The organism is Bacillus sp. Root131, assembly GCF_001429475.1.
Taxonomy (GTDB): Bacteria; Bacillota; Bacilli; order Bacillales; family Bacillaceae_G; genus Bacillus_A; species Bacillus_A thuringiensis_S.
The window spans coordinates 1-17,100 of sequence record NZ_LMJQ01000019.1 but is presented as its reverse complement, the minus strand read 5'-3'; the positions used below and the strand labels follow the sequence as shown (position 1 = coordinate 17,100).

Sequence of the window (17,100 nt, the reverse complement as noted above, 5' to 3'; positions counted from 1 at the left end):
TAATATTGGGTAAAAGATACCCAATATTCCATAGTCGGAGAGGAATTTATACGTATTTTTGTAAGTTCAATTTCGTTAGCTTGATGGCGATGTTGCCGTGCCCCTATAGGAGTTTGTACAGTTGTTTTAGCAGGAATAGCCGCAATTGGAAAGAAACAAATAATAATCGCAAATATACATCTATTATTGGCCATGTATTATTTTTGTTCGGGAAGTCTTCTGTATTTGTGCACGTTATGGGAAACACAAGATATTTTCCTACAAGCCTTTTTGATTCTAATTGTAGGAATTACGATCATGCGATTAAGAAAAAGCTGGTATGTACCGCAAATGCGTACGCTTCAAAAACTGCAGGAAGAAGCAACAAGTAAGAATAATCTGTGAGGAAATTTAAGGGGAGAAGGAGTGGAGGAATCTTGATACATCAATATGAATTGAACTTTTCAGTGATGTACAGTGGCAAGGTAACAGACTCACAATCTACGATTATTCCAGCACAATCTTTAGAGGAAGCAAGTAAGAAATTGCATTCGGAAGTAAAGCGGGGATTAGGAAAATGTAGTATAAAAATGAATTCCGCAAGTTTATTTGTTTCAGAAGAAGTTCAATATACAGTCTTACAAAAGTGAAAATCAATATCGTGCATAAAAATGAAGAAGTAAGCCCTCTTCCTTATTGAAAGTAATAAATCGAAAAGTCTTGTTTCTGCAGCAAGACTTTTTTGTTATTTTGTGGGGCTTTTTTAACATGAAAATTCCTATTGTAAAAGGGTATTAAGTTGCCGTTTTGAGAGGTGTCTTTTTCTTTTAAAAAGCGGACTGAACATCTAGGTTAAACATTGTTGTTATAAGGTTCTTAAGGAAAGCAGGTATATGTGCATAAGTTATGCACCCTAAAATAGACTTAAGCACATATGTCTAGGTATGTGTGCTTAAGTCTATGTGACTATCGTTATGTGACCGATGGAGAGATTTTCAAAGTTATGGAGCATGAAAAATCTATTTTGGATACAAAACATAAGAAAATTGTGCTTCTGCTGATTGAAATGGCTAGATTATATGATGAAATGAATCATTCAAGTGGTTGGAAGTGTGTTGGGATGGGAGTAGATTTTCTGTTATGATAGAAAAATCAATGAATCAGCGAGGTGAAAGTAATGATTTTTTTATTTCGATTTGATGTGACAGACAAGGGAATGGATTTTATTCTGAATGAAGAAATAGCAAAAGATATGTATCCTGATTTGGAAGAAATGCTCCGTGATTTAGTGAGATCTTTATGCTCAATGCTTGAATACTATAAAGTCTATAACAAAGAGAAAACCATCTTTTCAGGATTCATTCACGATAATGGGGAAGCGGAGGTTACACTCAGTAAGGGTTTGGGAAAATACATTGATCCATATACCAAGAATCAAATTATCTTTGATCATGGAAAACTTATTACTGAACTTTGTACCACAATCATGGATCGGAGATCAGCAGAAGCCCAATTAAAAGGAGAACGATGGTAGATCATAGTTCTATTTTCATAAAAAAGTTTGATTAAATTGTAAGGACTGATAAGTGGTGAGTAGTTCAATGAAATACGTTTTAGAAAAGTTTTATACATACGTAGAAAAATAAAGCACTCATAGCTAATTTGTTGTATACTAAAGAAGCTCAAGCAAGAACTATATTATGCGGTTTTAGGCATAAAAAAACGTCTTTTATCAGCACATAAAAGACGTTTTTTATTTGAACATTATTAACATAGCATGTCTTATGAGTAGTAAGACATGCTACTTTCAGAAAATGTGCTGATTGTGAAACGTATATTATCCCTACATAGCTTGTTGCACAAACCGAATCCGCAAGTATATCATATCATAAATCAATGATGAAAAAGCGATGTGTTTCACCATTCTTTGTATATATTTCTAATTAGATGTATACTAAATATGATTTCTTTTGTGAAAATTTTTAGGTGTTTTTCAAGTCAGGTTATGGTCGTTATCTAATCTATTGTATGTATCTGCAGTGAGGCTCTTATGTTAATCATAAGAGCCTGTTTGCATGTTCAATTTGTTTTTATGTACAATAAGAAAAAAGAGATCTTATCAGACAGGGAGAGGAAGCCCATGTCCAATCAAAAATTGGTCAATTTACGTATTGATTTTGCCTTTAAACAATTATTCGGGACATCCGGAAGCGAAGATATTTTGTTAACATTTCTAAATGCAATGTTAGCTGATTCATTGGAATCGCTCATTCAATCCCTTCAATTCGAAGATCCACATTTACATCGAGAACATGAAGAGGATAAATTATCGATTCTAGACGTATCGGCTACATTAGACACTGGAACCAAAATTAACATTGAAATCCAGTTGAATAATAATCATGACCTTTTAAAGCGTTCCCTATATTATTGGAGCAAGCTCTATGCATCTCAATTAAAAAAGGGAATGCCCTACAGCTCATTGCATAAAACCATTACAATCAACTTATTGAACTTTGTCATGTTTAAAGACTATGAAGCATTTCATACGACGGGGAAACTGTGGAATATGCAACAGCAGCAACTCTTAAGTGATGATATCGAAATTCATGTCGTGGAAATTCCAAAATTGCTACAGCAGTGGCGAGAGGAAAAAGTAAATCCATGGGAAGATTCTTTTGTTCGGTGGTTATTACTATTACCAGCCAATGAAGATGAGCATTTAACACATACTCTGGAGGCGATTGCGATGAATCAGGATCCAATTTTACAAAAGGCAATAGATAAATGGGAGCATATGAGCCAAGATGCTTCGTTCCGTCAAGCATACGAAGTACGCGAAAAGATATTGATGGATGAAGCAGCAGGTATTGCACATGCGTTAAATAAAGGGCGAGAAGAAGGCATGAAAAAAGGACTTGAACAAGGCGTTCAACAGGGAAAACGTCAAATGATTCTCGGTATGCATCGTTTACAAGTCCCAATAGAAACCATTGCACAAGCCAGTGAACTCACGATTGAAGAAGTAAAGAAAATCATAGAGCAGGCATAAAAGAGGCGGTCCAAAGACCACCTCTTTTTACGAAAAAACACAACAAAGACAGTTATGCCAGACTGTCTTTGTTGTGTTTGTGATTTTGCAAGTGTTTGTACGTATATATCATATCAAAATAGGTTCTACCATACAAAAGAAAAGTCTATATGTATAGAGTGTGTTGTGGGAACACTCCTCAAAAAAAGATACAGCCACGATAATCCGCGACTGTATCTTTTCTCTGCGTAAACTCACTATATCTAGCAACTAACCTTTACAGATTGCTCTTCATTTCACAGTATACCTTAACTTGTGGTGAAAATACATATGTTTTACACTAACCCCTTGAATGCCCCCCTGGCTCACGATGATGTCCGCCACCATTTCCTTGTGCATACAATTCAGCGGGCACGTCAATATGATGACCTGTATTTCCGTGAGCGGATTTAGAACCTCCACCATTTCCATGTTGACTCATATACCCTGTATTCCCATCTGCACTTCTAAAAAGTATGTAATTCATTGTGATTTCCTCCCTTTCTAAATTATATCTTCATACTAGCACAGTGTATTAGGGTAAAACATCATTAAATGATTAAAAATTCCGATATTTCAAACGTTGTGCAATCGCAAAAATAACAGGAACACTAACAGAATTACCCGCTTGTCGATACAATTGTGTATCTGAATTTACTTTACTTGCTCGTTCAAAAGCCGAATCTGAAAACCCTTGAAGTCGTCAAGTTTCTTTTGGTGTAAGACGTCTAATTCTAGAATCCTCTGTTAGTACTGCCTGATTGCAAGCTGTATCCAATGATTGATAATACATGTTAAAAGACTTCACCTAAATAGTTTAATCCTAAAACTTCCTGAGCAGAATATAAAATAAGGAAGGTGATTGGGATTGGTGAAGACCATTTTAATTAGAGATGACACATTGGCGCATATAAAAAATGATTTAGTTGAAATCAGTCAGTCTAATGTAAATTCCAAAGGTTTAACTCATGTTCAAATTACTTTAAACAAAAATGAAATTATACATCTCGCGAATAAACTACAAAGTATGTTTGGAAAAGTAGATATTTGTATTCACTGTGATAAAGTGATAGATGCATTTGAAATGCCTTATCGATATAAAAGTCGCAAACAAGCACATCTCGGTTGCCATATTTATAATAATAGAGGGCGTGTATAAATTAACTCCCCATCTTTTATGGAGTGAACCCAGAGAATGAGACGAAAAAAAAACACCTCTCTAAATCGTAAGTATCATTATCTATCTTGTTAAGAAAGAATAACGTTTTTTGTACTTGGGGGTAGTGGAAATTCTTAAGTTGATGGGCATGGGTTCACCATATCAAAAAAAGAAAATTGTACGTTTAGACACATTTTAGACACAAAATAACCGGTACCTTGTATGTTAAGGAACCGGTTATTAATGTTGCAAATTTTTTACTAAACTTATTTATAATGAACGTAAATTAACTACATTGGTATACCTGGTAAAAGTTTAGCCATCAATACAATAATTGCCGCTAAGAAGACTGCCTTAATAATGAATAGAATAATAATTGGAATCGATGCTTTCACTTTGCTTAATCCAGCTGTAATATGTAATCCAAGCCAAATTAAGGCTAAATTCCATACATAGAATACTTCAATTGTATTACCAATTCCATATGCAAATGTACCTTCCGTAAATAATAATCCTAAACTTGTATATTGAGTCATTCCAGTACCAAAAATTAGACTTAAAATTGTATTAATAAGTCCACCAATAATAAGGACAATATTTGTATAAACTACAATGTTTACTAGGGTTTTATAAGGGGTATCATTCCCAAAAATCATCATAAACATCTTATAAATAGCTGCTATGAATAGTGTTCCAACCATCGCACTAGCAAAACTTGAGCCAATTCCAGAAATCACTTCTGATGTAAGTGAACTTTGACCAGCAAGTTCACCCAATTCCTTTTTCATTTTAAGCATCTCAGGTGAAGTATGTATAACATACGCACTTAAACCACCGAGCAGCCCCTGTAACAGTGCTACTAAGAAGAATACACCCCAAACTCTCTTACTTGTTTTCATTCTTTCAAACTGTAATCCAGGAGATGTAATCATTCCAAATAATGATGGCTTTTTCACACCTACATCTTGTATTTTCATATTCGCTTCCATTATAGCGCCTCCTTCTATTTATATAATCCTCTTAAAGGATAATCCAAACAATTCACTCGAACAATATGTATGAATAATAGAGGTACTTATCTCTACTACTCTAGTAAACTATTCATAGCGAAGTGCTTCAATTGGATCTAATTTCGCAGCTTTATTTGCCGGGATTAATCCGAAAATAATACCAAGTGTCATTGAGAATAATACGCCCCCAACAACAACTTCCCATGAAACAAGCGGTGGCCATTTCGCAAATGTCGAAACAATATATGCCCCGCCATATCCAAGACCAATACCAATTAAACCGCCAAGAAGCGTTAACATAACTGCTTCAATTAAAAATTGTAATAAAATTTTACTACGTGTTGCACCAAGTGCTTTACGTACCCCAATTTCACGCGTACGCTCTGTTACAGATACGAGCATGATATTCATAACACCAATACCACCAACGACTAATGAAATACCAGCGATACCACCGATGATCATTGTCATAATACCCGTCATTTTTGAAATACCTTCTTGAATCTCTTTTAAATTCACAACTTCATATTTACCAGTTGCATCACTTGGCTTGCGACTGTTTAAGACATCCGCAGCTTTTTTACCTGCTTGCTCTAAATGATCTACATTTTTTGCTTGAACAGAAATATTTTGAATCTCATCTTTTCCATACAGTGTCGGCCATAATGAAATGGGAACGAGTGCTTCTGATGGTCCCATTCCCATAAACTTGTTATCTGATTTGTAGACACCAATAATTTGCATCGGTTGACCTTTCACTTCAATAATTTTACCGACTGGATTGGCATCCTTAAACACTTTTTCTTTCATTTGTTTACTAATCATGACAACGTTATTACCTTGATCCACATCTGATTCTTGTAGCGAACGTCCTTTTAGTACTTTCACTTTATTCACCGTGAAGTATTCATTGTCTAATCCAGTAATATTCACCATCTCTTTTTTATCTTCAATATCAAGAGACTCCATACTTGAATTTGTTGTTACGATATGTGCAATCTCTGGGATTTTCTTGAGTTCAAAAATATCTTCTTCTGTTATTTTTGGTGCTTCAGCCATATCCATACCAAAAGGATCATTTATATCAGGACTATAATGAATGGGAACTGTTTGATTCCCTGATCCAACAAATTGTGATTTTAAGGCAGCTTCTCCGCCTTGCCCAATCGCAACGACGGTAATAATAGAGCCTACACCGATAATAATCCCAAGCATGGTAAGAGCTGAGCGCAGTTTATGAGCTAAAATAGACGATAAGGCAATTTTTATACTATCTAGTAAACTCATACCGCACACCTTCTATCTTCAGTAATTTTCCCATCTCGCAGTACAATGCGGCGGGAAGAATACGCTGCTACTTCCTCTTCATGCGTAACCATGACAATTGTCGTACCTTCGGCATTGAGCTTCGTGAAAATATCCATAACTTGCTCACCAGACTTCGTATCAAGTGCACCAGTCGGTTCATCGGCCATAATGAACGTTGGATTATTCGCAATCGCTCTTGCAATCGCTACACGTTGCTTCTGTCCACCTGATAATTCATTCGGTAAATGATGTACGCGGTCTGCTAATCCAACTTTACCTAACGCCTCTAAAGCACGCTTATGACGCTCTGCTTTCTTCACGCCACCATATACGAGCGGAAGTTCAACATTTTCCACCGCAGAAAGACGTGGCAGTAAATTAAAATGCTGGAATACAAAGCCGATATATTCATTACGAATTAAAGCAAGCTTTGACTCGTCTGCTGTTAAGATATTCACGTCATTCAGCATATATTCGCCTTCTGTTGGACGATCTAAACAACCGATAATATTCATAAGCGTCGACTTACCAGAACCAGACGGTCCCATAATCGAAACGAACTCACCGCTCTGAATTGTTAAACTAATATCATGCAAAATCGGCACCGCCAATTTTCCTTGATAATACGTTTTAGCAATATTATTTAACGTAATCATTTCTCTTTCACTTCCATTCCGTCATACACATCGTCGGAAGGATTTTTAACCACCTTTTGCCCCACTGTTACGCCTATTTAAAATCATTAAAAGATACTTGGTTANCAATATTATTTAACGTAATCATTTCTCTTTCACTTCCATTCCGTCATACACATCGTCGGAAGGATTTTTAACCACCTTTTGCCCCACTGTTACGCCTTCAGTAATCTCTGTCCAATCTCCATCAGTAGAACCTTTTTTCACATTTTGTTTACGAAGCTTCCCTTTATCCTCAACATAAACAAATGCATCATCGGCTTTTTCTACAATGCTCTTACTTGGGACAGCAATCATCTTCTTATTCTCTAAGTTTACTTGCAGAGAAACGTGATAACCTGGAGATAAACCATCTTGACTATCAAGGCTAGCTTTATACGTATATTGGGACATATTTTGAGTTGCTTCACCCATGCCGCCAGCTTGCGCCATCTCTGCACTTGTTGGGAACTCACTTACCTCTGTAATCTTACCTGTCCACTTCTTCTTATTATTTGCTTTCGCCGTTACAGTGAATGTTTGATCCTTTTGGATTTGTGACTTCTGAAGCTCAGTTAACGTACCGTGGACTTGGAATGGATCTTTAGAAGCTACTTGTAAAAACGCTTTTCCTTGACCACCTAACGCTTGAGATGAACTTTGTGCCGCATCTTTATCTAGCTTTTGAACAACACCAGCAAAATTACTGTAAATTGTAAGTTCTTTCTGCTTCTTACTTAACTCTTCTTTCTGCAACTTTCCTTTTTCTTTCTCAAGGTCAATTGTTTTTTGTCCTATCTCTAACTCGTTTACTTGCTCGTCCATTGGATCTGTTACTTCTTTCCCAGCTCCGCTATCTTTCGCCTTCTTAATTTCTTTCTTCAACGAATCAATCTTCTTTTTTCCTTGATCGTAACGCATATCCGCCATCTTCTGATCAAGCTCAGCTTGCTTCATTTGAAGATTAATCTCTTCATTGTCATAAGAGAATAACTTCGTACCTTTTTCTACCTCTTGCCCTTCTTTTACCTCAATATCTTTCACTTTCCCTTTGGCCGGATCTGCATAGAAACTTTCAATATTACCAGGCTTCACCTGACCAGAAATTAACTTCGTATTATTCAGCTTACGCTCTGTCACTTTCTCAAAACTTACAGCATCAGCACTTGTTGATGCAACCTTCTTCTTACCTTGCATAACAAAAATATTAACTGCTGCCACAATAACAATTAGTGCAATAACCCCGACGATAATCCATATTCTTTTATTATTAGAAGTAGTAATTTTAGATAATACCATAGAATATCCCCCTTCAAAATAAAGTATTTCTGCGAATCCGTTTCTAATTTAGATAATTGTTTTTTCTTTAAATATCGTTATTATATTTGTAAAAAAAATCCATTTTTCCACCTCCTTGTAATTATAGCAAGATATTTGTAAGAATATTATAAATCGCATCTTCTTTGAACTTAAACGTCGCTAGAATTTGTAATGCAAGGCACTTTTTATATAATTTTAAATTTAAGTTCCATTCCTGCAAATACGAATAATATCCTATTTATATATAACATTTTATTATCCATAAATAACATCTGATATGCATAATTGCATATCAGATTGTATTGATAGATAGTATTTTGGTATATATAATCATTTGTGGAAATACATTTAATTATTTCCATTGCAATTATTTATATATTAGGAAGAATTATTAATGTTCGAGATTATGGGTTATTTTGGGGTAGACCGTGGTTGGGCTACTAAAATTGTAAATGCTATTGATGCAGTAGGTTGGGGAGTTGCAGCTGCAAGTGCAATCGCTGCAATTGTTACAGCTGGTGGATTAGCTGTGACAAGCGCAATGATTGATGTAGCAATTTTCACTGTTAAAGATTTTCTACGCAGAAACCTAAAAGCACAAGCTGTTGCATGGTAATCATATGATTCCAGTTAAAATAGGAGAGATAAATATCTCTCCTATTTTTTCTATAGAAAACATATAGCGAGTCTAAATGGAGGAAAAGTAATGAAAGGTTCTCAGATGATTATTCTGAAAAATATAGTTTTAGAGCAGATTCGGCAAGATTTTGCTGGAGTAACTGAGAAAGTTAAAACTAAATTAGGAATTCGACTTCCAAATTCATTAAATTGGATTATTACACTTCTATTTCAAAATACATTAATTTTATTTTTCGCCTTATTATTTGAGGGTATTACGGACCCAGAAATCAGAAATATAGTTATAGTTGCTGTTTTGTTATTTAATTGTTTTCTTCCAAGTTCAATGGCTAGACAAAACTCAATTAGAGTTAGTAATAACCCTTTGTATGATTTATTATGGCAATCTAAATTCAATCGTAATCAATTATTAAATTTTACATTATTAGCTGAAGTGCTAGTTTTCTGGTTGCATGAATTAATGCTTGAAATTATTGCGTTCTATGTAATCATTAGGATATCTCCAGATTGGATTACTAGTATCACTTTTTGTATAGGTTGGTTTCTTTTAGTATCATCAATTTATTTTTCAAAAATGAAAAAATTAGTTTTAGAATCATGGGAAACATCTATCTCCGTTTCAAAATATACAGAACTATTTTATGTATTAAAAATAGGAATTATTGCATTAATTATTTCGTTTTTAACTAAACTGTTATTTATGCCAATAATTCAAGAGCCGATTACTAAGGATGTCTACCGACAAGGTATTTATAAGCTATTTAGCGTGTTCTCTAGTCGCGTTGAACACACTTTTAAAGAAAATCTAGGATTAATTTTCAACTATTTTCAATTTAGTTGGCTATATTACATATTAGGTGGACTCCTAATTTTATACATAATTTCAGCTATTTATTATTTTTACTTTTACTCACTCCAAACACATCTAGTTAGACATAAAAATAGAGTAAATCTTAACCAATCGACAAGTAGAATTTTTAAATTTTACCAATGGTTAAGTGAAGTGCTTTATAAAAAACACCCTTGGGTCAAAAGAGATGTAATTATTCTTGAACGAGTTATTGTAAACTCCAATCTTCCCCATAGGATATATTTGTTTCTACCTCCTGCAATAAGTGCTTTAATTGGTTTTACAATCTTATTATTAGGAAGTTTACAATCATATTCTGGTTTTATTTTGGCCTTCTGGTTCATTGGTTGGATGGTGTTATCCCAAACTAGTTGGTTATGGTTATTAAATTATCCAATTTTACATCCAGGAAGTGAATTAAGACAAATTGATTTAGTAAAATTGTCTTCACATTTTACTGTTCAACAATTTTTGAATAGTAAGGGGAAATTAGTTAATATTTTAGCTTTCCCATTACAATGTTTCTTGACAATCACACTATTAATAGGTTTTATTTTACTACACGGTTCTATTTACGAATTAATTGTTGGAATTCTTGGTATGTGGCTACTCTTCTTCATAAATGGGGGATTATCAACATATTGGATGAAATTATGTAGTCGTTTTGATTATGCAAATATGTTTATGGTACGTCTAGATAGCTACGAAGCTAAATTTCTACAACAATTCTTTACTATTCCAAAACGTATAATTAATGGTCTGTTATTTATTACATTTTTCATTGGGGCATTTATCAGTGTCGAATTAAGTCAACAACTCATTTATGACATCTTTTTAATCATAGTAGTATTATGGGGATTTAGTTTATATTTTGTAAAAAAATAACGTAATAAAAGGTCGGATTGGAATAATGAAAAAAGTAATAGCACACATAAGTTTGAAATATATATGGTCAAATTATTCTAGAAAGTTCACTTTAATTTTTTTAATATTAATGGCCTCGTGTATATGGGGAGGCATCTATCAAAGCCATCAGGCTCCTTTGCCACCTAACCCTCCAGATTATAATTGGATGCATTATTTTTCACACAATATGGAACAATCCTTATTTTCTATTGCTGTAGGATTTATTACTTACGGGATTGGTAGTTTTATATTGTTATTTATGAATGGAATGGTAATAGGGATTGTACTAGCCATGACAATACAACATGACATGGTAGACACTATTTTTACGGCATTTTTACCACATGCTATTTTTGAATTACCAGCTATGATGATAGCTGCTCTTGTACCATTTATAATTTGGAATTTTATTAAAAAAAGTATACGGCTTCGTAAAATTCAATATACCTTAATTAAAGCTGAAGTTATTCCTTCAGTTGTATTAATAGTGATTTTATTATTTATAGCCTCAATTATGGAGAGTATGTTTGCCATTTAAAAAAGGAGTTTTCATGATGCTTGAGATAAAAAACTTAAAATTTCAATATGAAGAAAATATTCCATTGCTACATAATATCTCATTTTCTGCAAATCCAGGAGATATTATCTGGCTTCAAGGATCTAATGGCTGTGGAAAAAGTACATTATTACGTATAATTTCGCAGTTAATTGAAGTTGATTATGAGTTTTACTATAATCAACAAAAAATTGAATCAAAAGAAGATATACTAACAAATTTAATTTATATTCCTTCAGAACCTTATCTTTTTGATTATTTAACAGGTGAAGAAAATGCAGAGTTTTTACGAACCCTATTTGATATTTCTAAAAATGAATTCCAACAATTTTTCTCGAAAATGACAGAAGAATTTCAAATCAAACATGCACTTCAAAAATTTGTACAAGAATATTCCTTAGGAATGCGTCACAAATTGTATTGGTCCGCAGTTTTTGCACGTAACGCACCAATTATATTATTAGATGAACCATTTTCATCTTTAGACAATAATTCTCAGGAAATCGCTATTAGAATATTGAAACAAAAAGCGACTGAAGGAGCAATTATAATATTTGTTTCTCATCTTCCTGAAATTAGTGAGAAGCTGGCAACTAGAGGGCTAACCTTAGAGGGTGGAACAATAATTAATAGATTTTAACGGTTAGTTTGTAGAAAAGGATGAGAGTTTAATGAATTATTTGAGTCAATTAATAGGAATTTTACTAGGCTTAATTATGTACCTTTGTATAATAATCAGCATGAAAATTGGGGATAATACGTACATAGGAGATTACTTTTTTAAATTATTTAACATGAATAATAATAAATTTATTGTTGCAATCACTTTTTTTGTATGCTTATGGATTGTTGGAAAGATATTTAAAGACAAACAGGCCATATGGTTAAATTGGGGACGATTACTTTTAACTGGACTAATGTTGGTTGCCCTAGTTTCATATTTAGTAATGTAATAACACTATTAACCCCTTAATACTACATACATTGTAACCAGGAAATTCAATATTATTGCTTTTTAATCACAAAAAAGGAGAAGAATGACAAACATTCTTCTCCTTTTTTGATGTTTACTAAAATCCATATCAATAGGTTGTTCTTTTAGATTCCCATCGGCCGTTTTCAAGTTTTAACAAAAATATATGCTAAACAATTTCGAAATAAACTAAGTCGAATTTCATATCCTAAGAAGCACTTTACTTTTATTCTTTATAAATCATTTTGCCTTTTTTTACTTCAAATTCTTTGATTATTTTATAGAAGGTATTTTTCTTTAATTCAATTAACTCCATAAACTTAATCCCTGTTATTTCTCTGTTTTTCCACTTTGGATAAGTTTCTTCTATTATTTGTAGTTGCTTTGAGCTTAATGTTGCAAGGGTAAGTTGAGGACGTCCTAAATGCTTACCTTGAGATTTAGCTACGGCAATCCCTTCTGCTTGTCGCTGATGAATTTTTTTACGCTCTTGATCCGCAACGTAGGATAGCAATGATAAAAATTGATCTTCCATTAATCGGCCCATATCACCCATCTCACGAAATTTTCGACTATCAAACAAGGTTTCATTTTCTAAAACTACAATATCAGCTTGTAATTCTCTTGTTATATACTTCCATTCTGAAATTACCTCATCATAATTACGGCCCATACGATCTAAGGCATCTATGTAAACAATATCACCTGTACCTAATATCTTTCGTAATAATTGATATTGAGGGCGATCAAAATGTCGTCCACTTGCTTTGTCGACAAAAATACGCCGAGCTTCCACTCCTCGTTCCATCATCTTATGTAATTGGCGTTGTTCATTTTGATCTTTTGTACTTACACGTATATATCCATAAATATTCGTCATTTTTGGTATTCCCCTTATATTTGTTACCATAATTATACCATTTTCGTTTATAAAGGTGTTCATTAAAAATAAACGTTTATAAAATAATTATAATAACCTTTATAAACTTGATATTTCAATGTTTTATAGATGATACCTCTATGTTTGTAAAGGTATATCTTTTTAAACAGATGTTTACTTTCTCTATTGTTGCATGAGAATTTTCTTTTTTAGGAGAAGGTAATTTTGAGGGACTATATTTAACCAATTTACAATCCTTATACATATAAAATTAAAAAGCATTGGGTAACAGATTCATAAAATCGAACAGTTATTGCAGAAAAACGTGAGCCCACATTAACAGGAACAACTTGTTATCCTTTTGACTAGATAGGAGACGCTCCAAATCGGTACATAATTGAATTATCTCTATTTTCTACTCGTTCATAGGGAGGGCTAAGACTTTCTTGTTCATTTTCATTTATTGAAGATAGGCAGTAACTTAATTTTCTCAATACGATTTTTTTGATTTTAATATAAAATTTTTACATTTTATGCTATATCTGTATTAAGGGGCCCTTGTTGATGATTAGGGAAAAAAATTATATGGGAGGCACAAAAAATGTCATTAAAAAAGAAATTAGGTGCTGGAGTGGTTTCAGCCGCTCTTGGTTTATCTTTGATTGGTGGGGGAACCTATGCATATTTTAGTGATCAAGAGGTCACAAATAATAAATTTGCTGCTGGAACATTAGATTTTGCTATGCAGCCTACCACATCTCTTAATCTAGACAATTTAAAACCAGGGGATAAAATATTAAAAAAATTTAATATAAAAAATAGTGGTACGTTGGATATCAAAGATATCGTGATGAAGGTTGATTATACTGTGAACGATTTTAAAAAAGATAATGGTGTTGAAGATTTTGGTAAACACATTAAAGTACAGTTTCTGTGGGATTGGGATCCAGAGAAAAGTCCTGTATATGAAACAACCTTGGCAGAATTAAAATCACAACATCCAGAAGTTGCTTCTCAAAAAATATTCCTGTCAAAATGGGCAGAAACAGGTGGATTAAAATCTGGAAAAACGGATTGGTTTTGGATGAAATTTACCTTTGAAGACAATGGTACGGATCAAAATATGTTCCAGGGAGATAGTATTGCGATGAATATGGAGTTCCAAGCGAATCAAACAGAAGGACAAGAAAGATAATATTGCAAGACCCATATATGAAAGTAAGACTTCTAAGACATAACATTTTAGAAGTCTTACTTTCATATTTCAAATCGGGATAAGACTTGTGAAAAAAGTGTAACCTGTAATCATACTAAATTTTTATCTGTTAAAAAAACTTTGTAACAGAACCCAGCACTTTATCTTGTTTCTTATTTTCATTTACCTTAGGCTTTGTCTCATATAAATTGTTTAATACACGATTATACTCATTTCTTGTAATTTCTTTATTATACAACTGAATTAATAAATCTTTATGCTCTTTTGAAAAGGCCATTTTATCAAAAAACTTAGGATACATAGTACCAATCTCTCCGCTTCATGTTGGGTTTTATATGATAAACCAGAAGTAGAAAAACCCATATCTATATAGAATAGGGATGGGTTTTTCAGTTACTATTTTAGACGTCGTTGTATAGTATAAATATTGGCTGAGTATTATATTATAACATAAAAGTTATAGTCCTAGTTGTTTTTCTAAAGGTTTCAGGTACCTACAAATGTTTCTATTCGAATTGCTCGAACGTGCTGTCCATCGGTTATTGTTTTATTCTAGAATCGAATCGTAGAGATTGCATGTTTATATACAAGCTGTTGTTTCCCCTCATATTCTATTAAAATAGAAAAAGTATCATATCCTGTTATTATTCCTTTTATATGTAGTCCTTTTAACAGAATTAACGTGATATCCTTCTTCTTTTGAAACGCTTCTTGTAATAAGTGTTCCTGTGAAAATAGTATGTTCTTACCTCTATCCTTTTGAAATGATTGTAATTTCGTTTCCAATGAGTTCTCCTCCTATTCTTCTCATACAGTCACTTTGTATTGTTCTAGTTCAGCTAACAGTTGTTTTAGACCCTCTGGACTCAATGTCAGCTTTCCACCTACTAGTTTTACATTCGTTGAAGATATTTCTCCTGTGATAGGACAAGTACCATGAGGTGTATATTTTTGTAGAACAATCGCATCTTCTTCTACAAAAAATTCTAAAGTATCGCTTGTTTCCACCTGTAACGTTTTTCTTGTTTCTTTTGGTATTACAATTCGTCCCAAATTATCTACTTTTCGTACAATACCTGTTGCTTTCATAAGCATGCCCTCCTTTTTTACAAATAGAATATCCCACATATCGCGTAATCGTTTACATTATTTTAAAATTATATATACTATAAAAAAGTTTATCTCAATCTGTAGAAATATTCTCCAGTTCTTCTTACGTCCACTGTTGCAAACCCTCTATTCTCTTCATGCTCTCAATCACTTTTTCGTCACTTACTATATAATAAACCTCATTTCCTTTTCGCTCATAGGAAACGATCTTAAACTGTTTTAACTTTATTAACTGCTGTGACATTGTAGATTGTGGAACACGTAGTAACTTCTGTAACTCGGATACATGTAATGGACCTTTCGCAATTAATTCTCGAACGATCATCAAACGCATAGGATGTCCAAGCATCCGCAATATATCTGCAGGTCTCTCGTAATACTCAATATCCATATAGAAAGCTTTTGGCATAATCTATTCCCCTTTTTGGATGATCGTTTTTTATATCCTAATATCATCTATTTGTTCCGCCAATGTTATATATATGCAAGGGCTTTATCTAAGTATCTATATTCTTATAACTATATTATTCCTCAAAATTCTCCCTATTTCCTCTTTGTATCTTACATTGCTTTCGATATATCTTACTAAATAACTCATTTAATTCACTTTGTTTTATATTCTCTAGTATTTCTAATACTCGTCTAAACGTTTTCCTCCAAGAAATTTTTCATACTTTAATTTGCTTCGTAGAGACCGAATTTTGAAGTTTTTCCTTTTTCTGCTGTTCCTTCAGATGCTCCAATTGCAATAGTCTCTTTTTCATACATAAATAATCCTTTGGAATATCTTCTCGCAGACTTAAATCATATAGTAAACTGTTAAAATAGTTCCGCTGTCTTAATGTAGACTTTCTTCTACGCATAGAGTGTTCCATCTGTTGCAATAGCTCTGTTAGCTCAACAGTAGAAAAATTCACTTCTATCCACTTCTGAAAAAAACGTGTTTTTTCTAAATAGACAATTACTTGCTTGACAAACGCATCCGTAATAAAAGATTTATCTTCCTCTACAACATAGTCCATATCCTGAAGAAGCGTACGAACAATTCCTCGAATATCAGTAAGAACCCCCTGTTGTAAAGAGCGTTCTAAATCTGTAAATACCATTCTACCAACAATCCTTTCTTACAACCACGTAGTCTAATTAACATAAAAAGTTCGGTCCGTATGTTTTTTAGTCTAAAAAACATATAGTAAATATATAATAATAACTATAATGTAATAGTATCAAAATCGGTATTGAGAAAATAGTAAAATGAATATATGTTGTACATATTTATTGTATACTATAAATAATCTGTCATTAAATCCCTTGTATATAAGAAAAGCGAGATAAAAGAGGGTTCTGGTGCAAAAAAGCTAAATGATTTGAAAATATTCTTTCAAACTTGGCCATACTGGTATTACTACTTAAAAAAGGTGCGTGATCAGGATGGAAAAAGAAAACATAT

At 33.1% G+C, this 17,100-nt stretch carries 22 protein-coding genes and 3 pseudogenes; 12 read left to right on the top strand and 13 right to left on the bottom strand.

From position 1 onward, the window contains the following. A partial coding sequence (locus ASE54_RS37235) for a hypothetical protein (RefSeq protein ID WP_158511676.1) occupies positions 1 to 194 on the bottom strand: 194 nt, incomplete at its 3' end. Between ASE54_RS37235 and ASE54_RS37230 the strand changes: the two genes are divergently transcribed. The 5 genes from ASE54_RS37230 (at position 106) to ASE54_RS24155 (ending at position 3,031) form a co-directional block, all read left to right on the top strand. After that, a complete protein-coding gene (locus ASE54_RS37230) occupies positions 106 to 384 on the top strand; it encodes a hypothetical protein (protein ID WP_042993014.1) in 279 nt (92 codons plus the stop codon). The genes ASE54_RS37235 and ASE54_RS37230 overlap by 89 nt on opposite strands. Positions 385 to 416: 32 nt before the next feature. Further along, on the top strand, positions 417 to 629 hold the full coding sequence (locus tag ASE54_RS24165; protein WP_000581812.1) for a hypothetical protein: 213 nt from the start codon (positions 417 to 419) through the stop codon (positions 627 to 629). 353 nt (positions 630 to 982) lie between these two features. After that, complete coding sequence (locus tag ASE54_RS37225) at positions 983 to 1,123, top strand: hypothetical protein (protein WP_000399507.1); 141 nt, start codon at positions 983 to 985, stop codon at positions 1,121 to 1,123. Between the two features lie 33 nt (positions 1,124 to 1,156). Beyond that, complete coding sequence (locus ASE54_RS24160) at positions 1,157 to 1,513, top strand: hypothetical protein (RefSeq protein ID WP_000576480.1); 357 nt, start codon at positions 1,157 to 1,159, stop codon at positions 1,511 to 1,513. 606 nt (positions 1,514 to 2,119) lie between these two features. After that, positions 2,120 to 3,031, top strand: a complete 912-nt coding sequence (locus ASE54_RS24155) for an Rpn family recombination-promoting nuclease/putative transposase (protein WP_000070735.1) — start codon at positions 2,120 to 2,122, stop codon at positions 3,029 to 3,031. A 319-nt stretch (positions 3,032 to 3,350) separates the two neighbouring features. Here the strand turns inward: ASE54_RS24155 and ASE54_RS24150 are convergent, their stop codons facing one another. After that, complete coding sequence (locus tag ASE54_RS24150; RefSeq protein WP_001106704.1) at positions 3,351 to 3,536, bottom strand: hypothetical protein; 186 nt, start codon at positions 3,534 to 3,536, stop codon at positions 3,351 to 3,353. Positions 3,537 to 3,608: 72 nt separating this feature from the next. Continuing rightward, positions 3,609 to 3,833: pseudogene (locus tag ASE54_RS35185) on the bottom strand (DNA cytosine methyltransferase); the annotation flags it as partial. A gap of 87 nt (positions 3,834 to 3,920) precedes the next feature. Here ASE54_RS35185 and ASE54_RS24145 point away from each other — a divergent pair. Next, positions 3,921 to 4,208, top strand: coding sequence for a hypothetical protein (locus tag ASE54_RS24145; RefSeq protein WP_000849150.1), 288 nt, complete (start codon positions 3,921 to 3,923; stop codon positions 4,206 to 4,208). Between the two features lie 290 nt (positions 4,209 to 4,498). Here ASE54_RS24145 and ASE54_RS24140 read toward each other — a convergent pair whose 3' ends face one another. The 4 genes from ASE54_RS24140 to ASE54_RS24125 all read right to left on the bottom strand — a co-directional run bounded on the left by ASE54_RS24140 (position 4,499) and on the right by ASE54_RS24125 (position 8,499). Beyond that, on the bottom strand, positions 4,499 to 5,197 hold the full coding sequence (locus tag ASE54_RS24140) for a Yip1 family protein (RefSeq protein ID WP_000387959.1): 699 nt from the start codon (positions 5,195 to 5,197) through the stop codon (positions 4,499 to 4,501). Positions 5,198 to 5,305: 108 nt separating this feature from the next. Beyond that, entirely contained in the window at positions 5,306 to 6,505 is a 1,200-nt protein-coding gene (locus ASE54_RS24135; protein ID WP_000054352.1) for an ABC transporter permease, read from the bottom strand. Then, the gene (locus ASE54_RS24130) at positions 6,502 to 7,182 is read right to left on the bottom strand and encodes an ABC transporter ATP-binding protein (protein WP_000631611.1); all 681 of its coding nucleotides are present in this window, start codon (positions 7,180 to 7,182) and stop codon (positions 6,502 to 6,504) included. Before ASE54_RS24130 ends, ASE54_RS24135 begins: the two co-directional genes overlap by 4 nt. Positions 7,183 to 7,305: 123 nt before the next feature. Further along, positions 7,306 to 8,499 carry a biotin/lipoyl-binding protein gene (locus ASE54_RS24125; RefSeq protein ID WP_012211123.1) on the bottom strand — a complete coding sequence of 398 codons (1,194 nt, stop codon included), beginning with the start codon at positions 8,497 to 8,499 and terminating at the stop codon, positions 7,306 to 7,308. A 415-nt stretch (positions 8,500 to 8,914) separates the two neighbouring features. Here ASE54_RS24125 and ASE54_RS24120 point away from each other — a divergent pair, with 415 nt between their 5' ends. The 4 genes from ASE54_RS24120 to ASE54_RS24105 all read left to right on the top strand — a co-directional run bounded on the left by ASE54_RS24120 (position 8,915) and on the right by ASE54_RS24105 (position 12,111). Beyond that, on the top strand, positions 8,915 to 9,136 hold the full coding sequence (locus tag ASE54_RS24120) for an uberolysin/carnocyclin family circular bacteriocin (RefSeq protein WP_000461691.1): 222 nt from the start codon (positions 8,915 to 8,917) through the stop codon (positions 9,134 to 9,136). Positions 9,137 to 9,226: 90 nt separating this feature from the next. Then, the gene (locus tag ASE54_RS24115; RefSeq protein WP_000678886.1) at positions 9,227 to 10,894 is read left to right on the top strand and encodes a hypothetical protein; all 1,668 of its coding nucleotides are present in this window, start codon (positions 9,227 to 9,229) and stop codon (positions 10,892 to 10,894) included. A 25-nt stretch (positions 10,895 to 10,919) separates the two neighbouring features. Further along, on the top strand, positions 10,920 to 11,453 hold the full coding sequence (locus ASE54_RS24110) for a stage II sporulation protein M (RefSeq protein ID WP_000755554.1): 534 nt from the start codon (positions 10,920 to 10,922) through the stop codon (positions 11,451 to 11,453). A 16-nt stretch (positions 11,454 to 11,469) separates the two neighbouring features. Then, positions 11,470 to 12,111, top strand: a complete 642-nt coding sequence (locus ASE54_RS24105; protein WP_042993026.1) for an ABC transporter ATP-binding protein — start codon at positions 11,470 to 11,472, stop codon at positions 12,109 to 12,111. A 559-nt stretch (positions 12,112 to 12,670) separates the two neighbouring features. Here the strand turns inward: ASE54_RS24105 and ASE54_RS24095 are convergent. Further along, entirely contained in the window at positions 12,671 to 13,354 is a 684-nt protein-coding gene (locus ASE54_RS24095; protein ID WP_003310239.1) for a recombinase family protein, read from the bottom strand. A 228-nt stretch (positions 13,355 to 13,582) separates the two neighbouring features. On the opposite strand from ASE54_RS24095, the pseudogene ASE54_RS37220 reads away from it, so the two are divergent. Both ASE54_RS37220 and ASE54_RS24090 read left to right on the top strand, forming a co-directional pair. Then, a pseudogene (locus tag ASE54_RS37220) lies at positions 13,583 to 13,693 on the top strand (class D sortase); the annotation flags it as partial. 232 nt (positions 13,694 to 13,925) lie between these two features. Beyond that, positions 13,926 to 14,519, top strand: coding sequence for a TasA family protein (locus ASE54_RS24090; protein ID WP_000053706.1), 594 nt, complete (start codon positions 13,926 to 13,928; stop codon positions 14,517 to 14,519). Between the two features lie 130 nt (positions 14,520 to 14,649). On the opposite strand, the gene ASE54_RS24085 is transcribed toward ASE54_RS24090, so the two are convergent. From ASE54_RS24085 to ASE54_RS24065, 5 genes and pseudogenes are all read right to left on the bottom strand, one after another. Beyond that, the gene (locus ASE54_RS24085; RefSeq protein ID WP_000283265.1) at positions 14,650 to 14,841 is read right to left on the bottom strand and encodes a hypothetical protein; all 192 of its coding nucleotides are present in this window, start codon (positions 14,839 to 14,841) and stop codon (positions 14,650 to 14,652) included. A gap of 251 nt (positions 14,842 to 15,092) precedes the next feature. Continuing rightward, positions 15,093 to 15,326, bottom strand: a complete 234-nt coding sequence (gene hfq, locus ASE54_RS24080) for an RNA chaperone Hfq (RefSeq protein WP_000448533.1) — start codon at positions 15,324 to 15,326, stop codon at positions 15,093 to 15,095. Positions 15,327 to 15,347: 21 nt separating this feature from the next. Continuing rightward, the gene (locus ASE54_RS24075; RefSeq protein ID WP_000648298.1) at positions 15,348 to 15,629 is read right to left on the bottom strand and encodes an AbrB/MazE/SpoVT family DNA-binding domain-containing protein; all 282 of its coding nucleotides are present in this window, start codon (positions 15,627 to 15,629) and stop codon (positions 15,348 to 15,350) included. Positions 15,630 to 15,753: 124 nt separating this feature from the next. Beyond that, positions 15,754 to 16,059, bottom strand: coding sequence for a metalloregulator ArsR/SmtB family transcription factor (locus tag ASE54_RS24070; protein WP_001123509.1), 306 nt, complete (start codon positions 16,057 to 16,059; stop codon positions 15,754 to 15,756). A 115-nt stretch (positions 16,060 to 16,174) separates the two neighbouring features. After that, positions 16,175 to 16,756, bottom strand: a pseudogene (locus tag ASE54_RS24065) (hypothetical protein). Between the last annotated feature and the right edge of the window lie 344 nt (positions 16,757 to 17,100).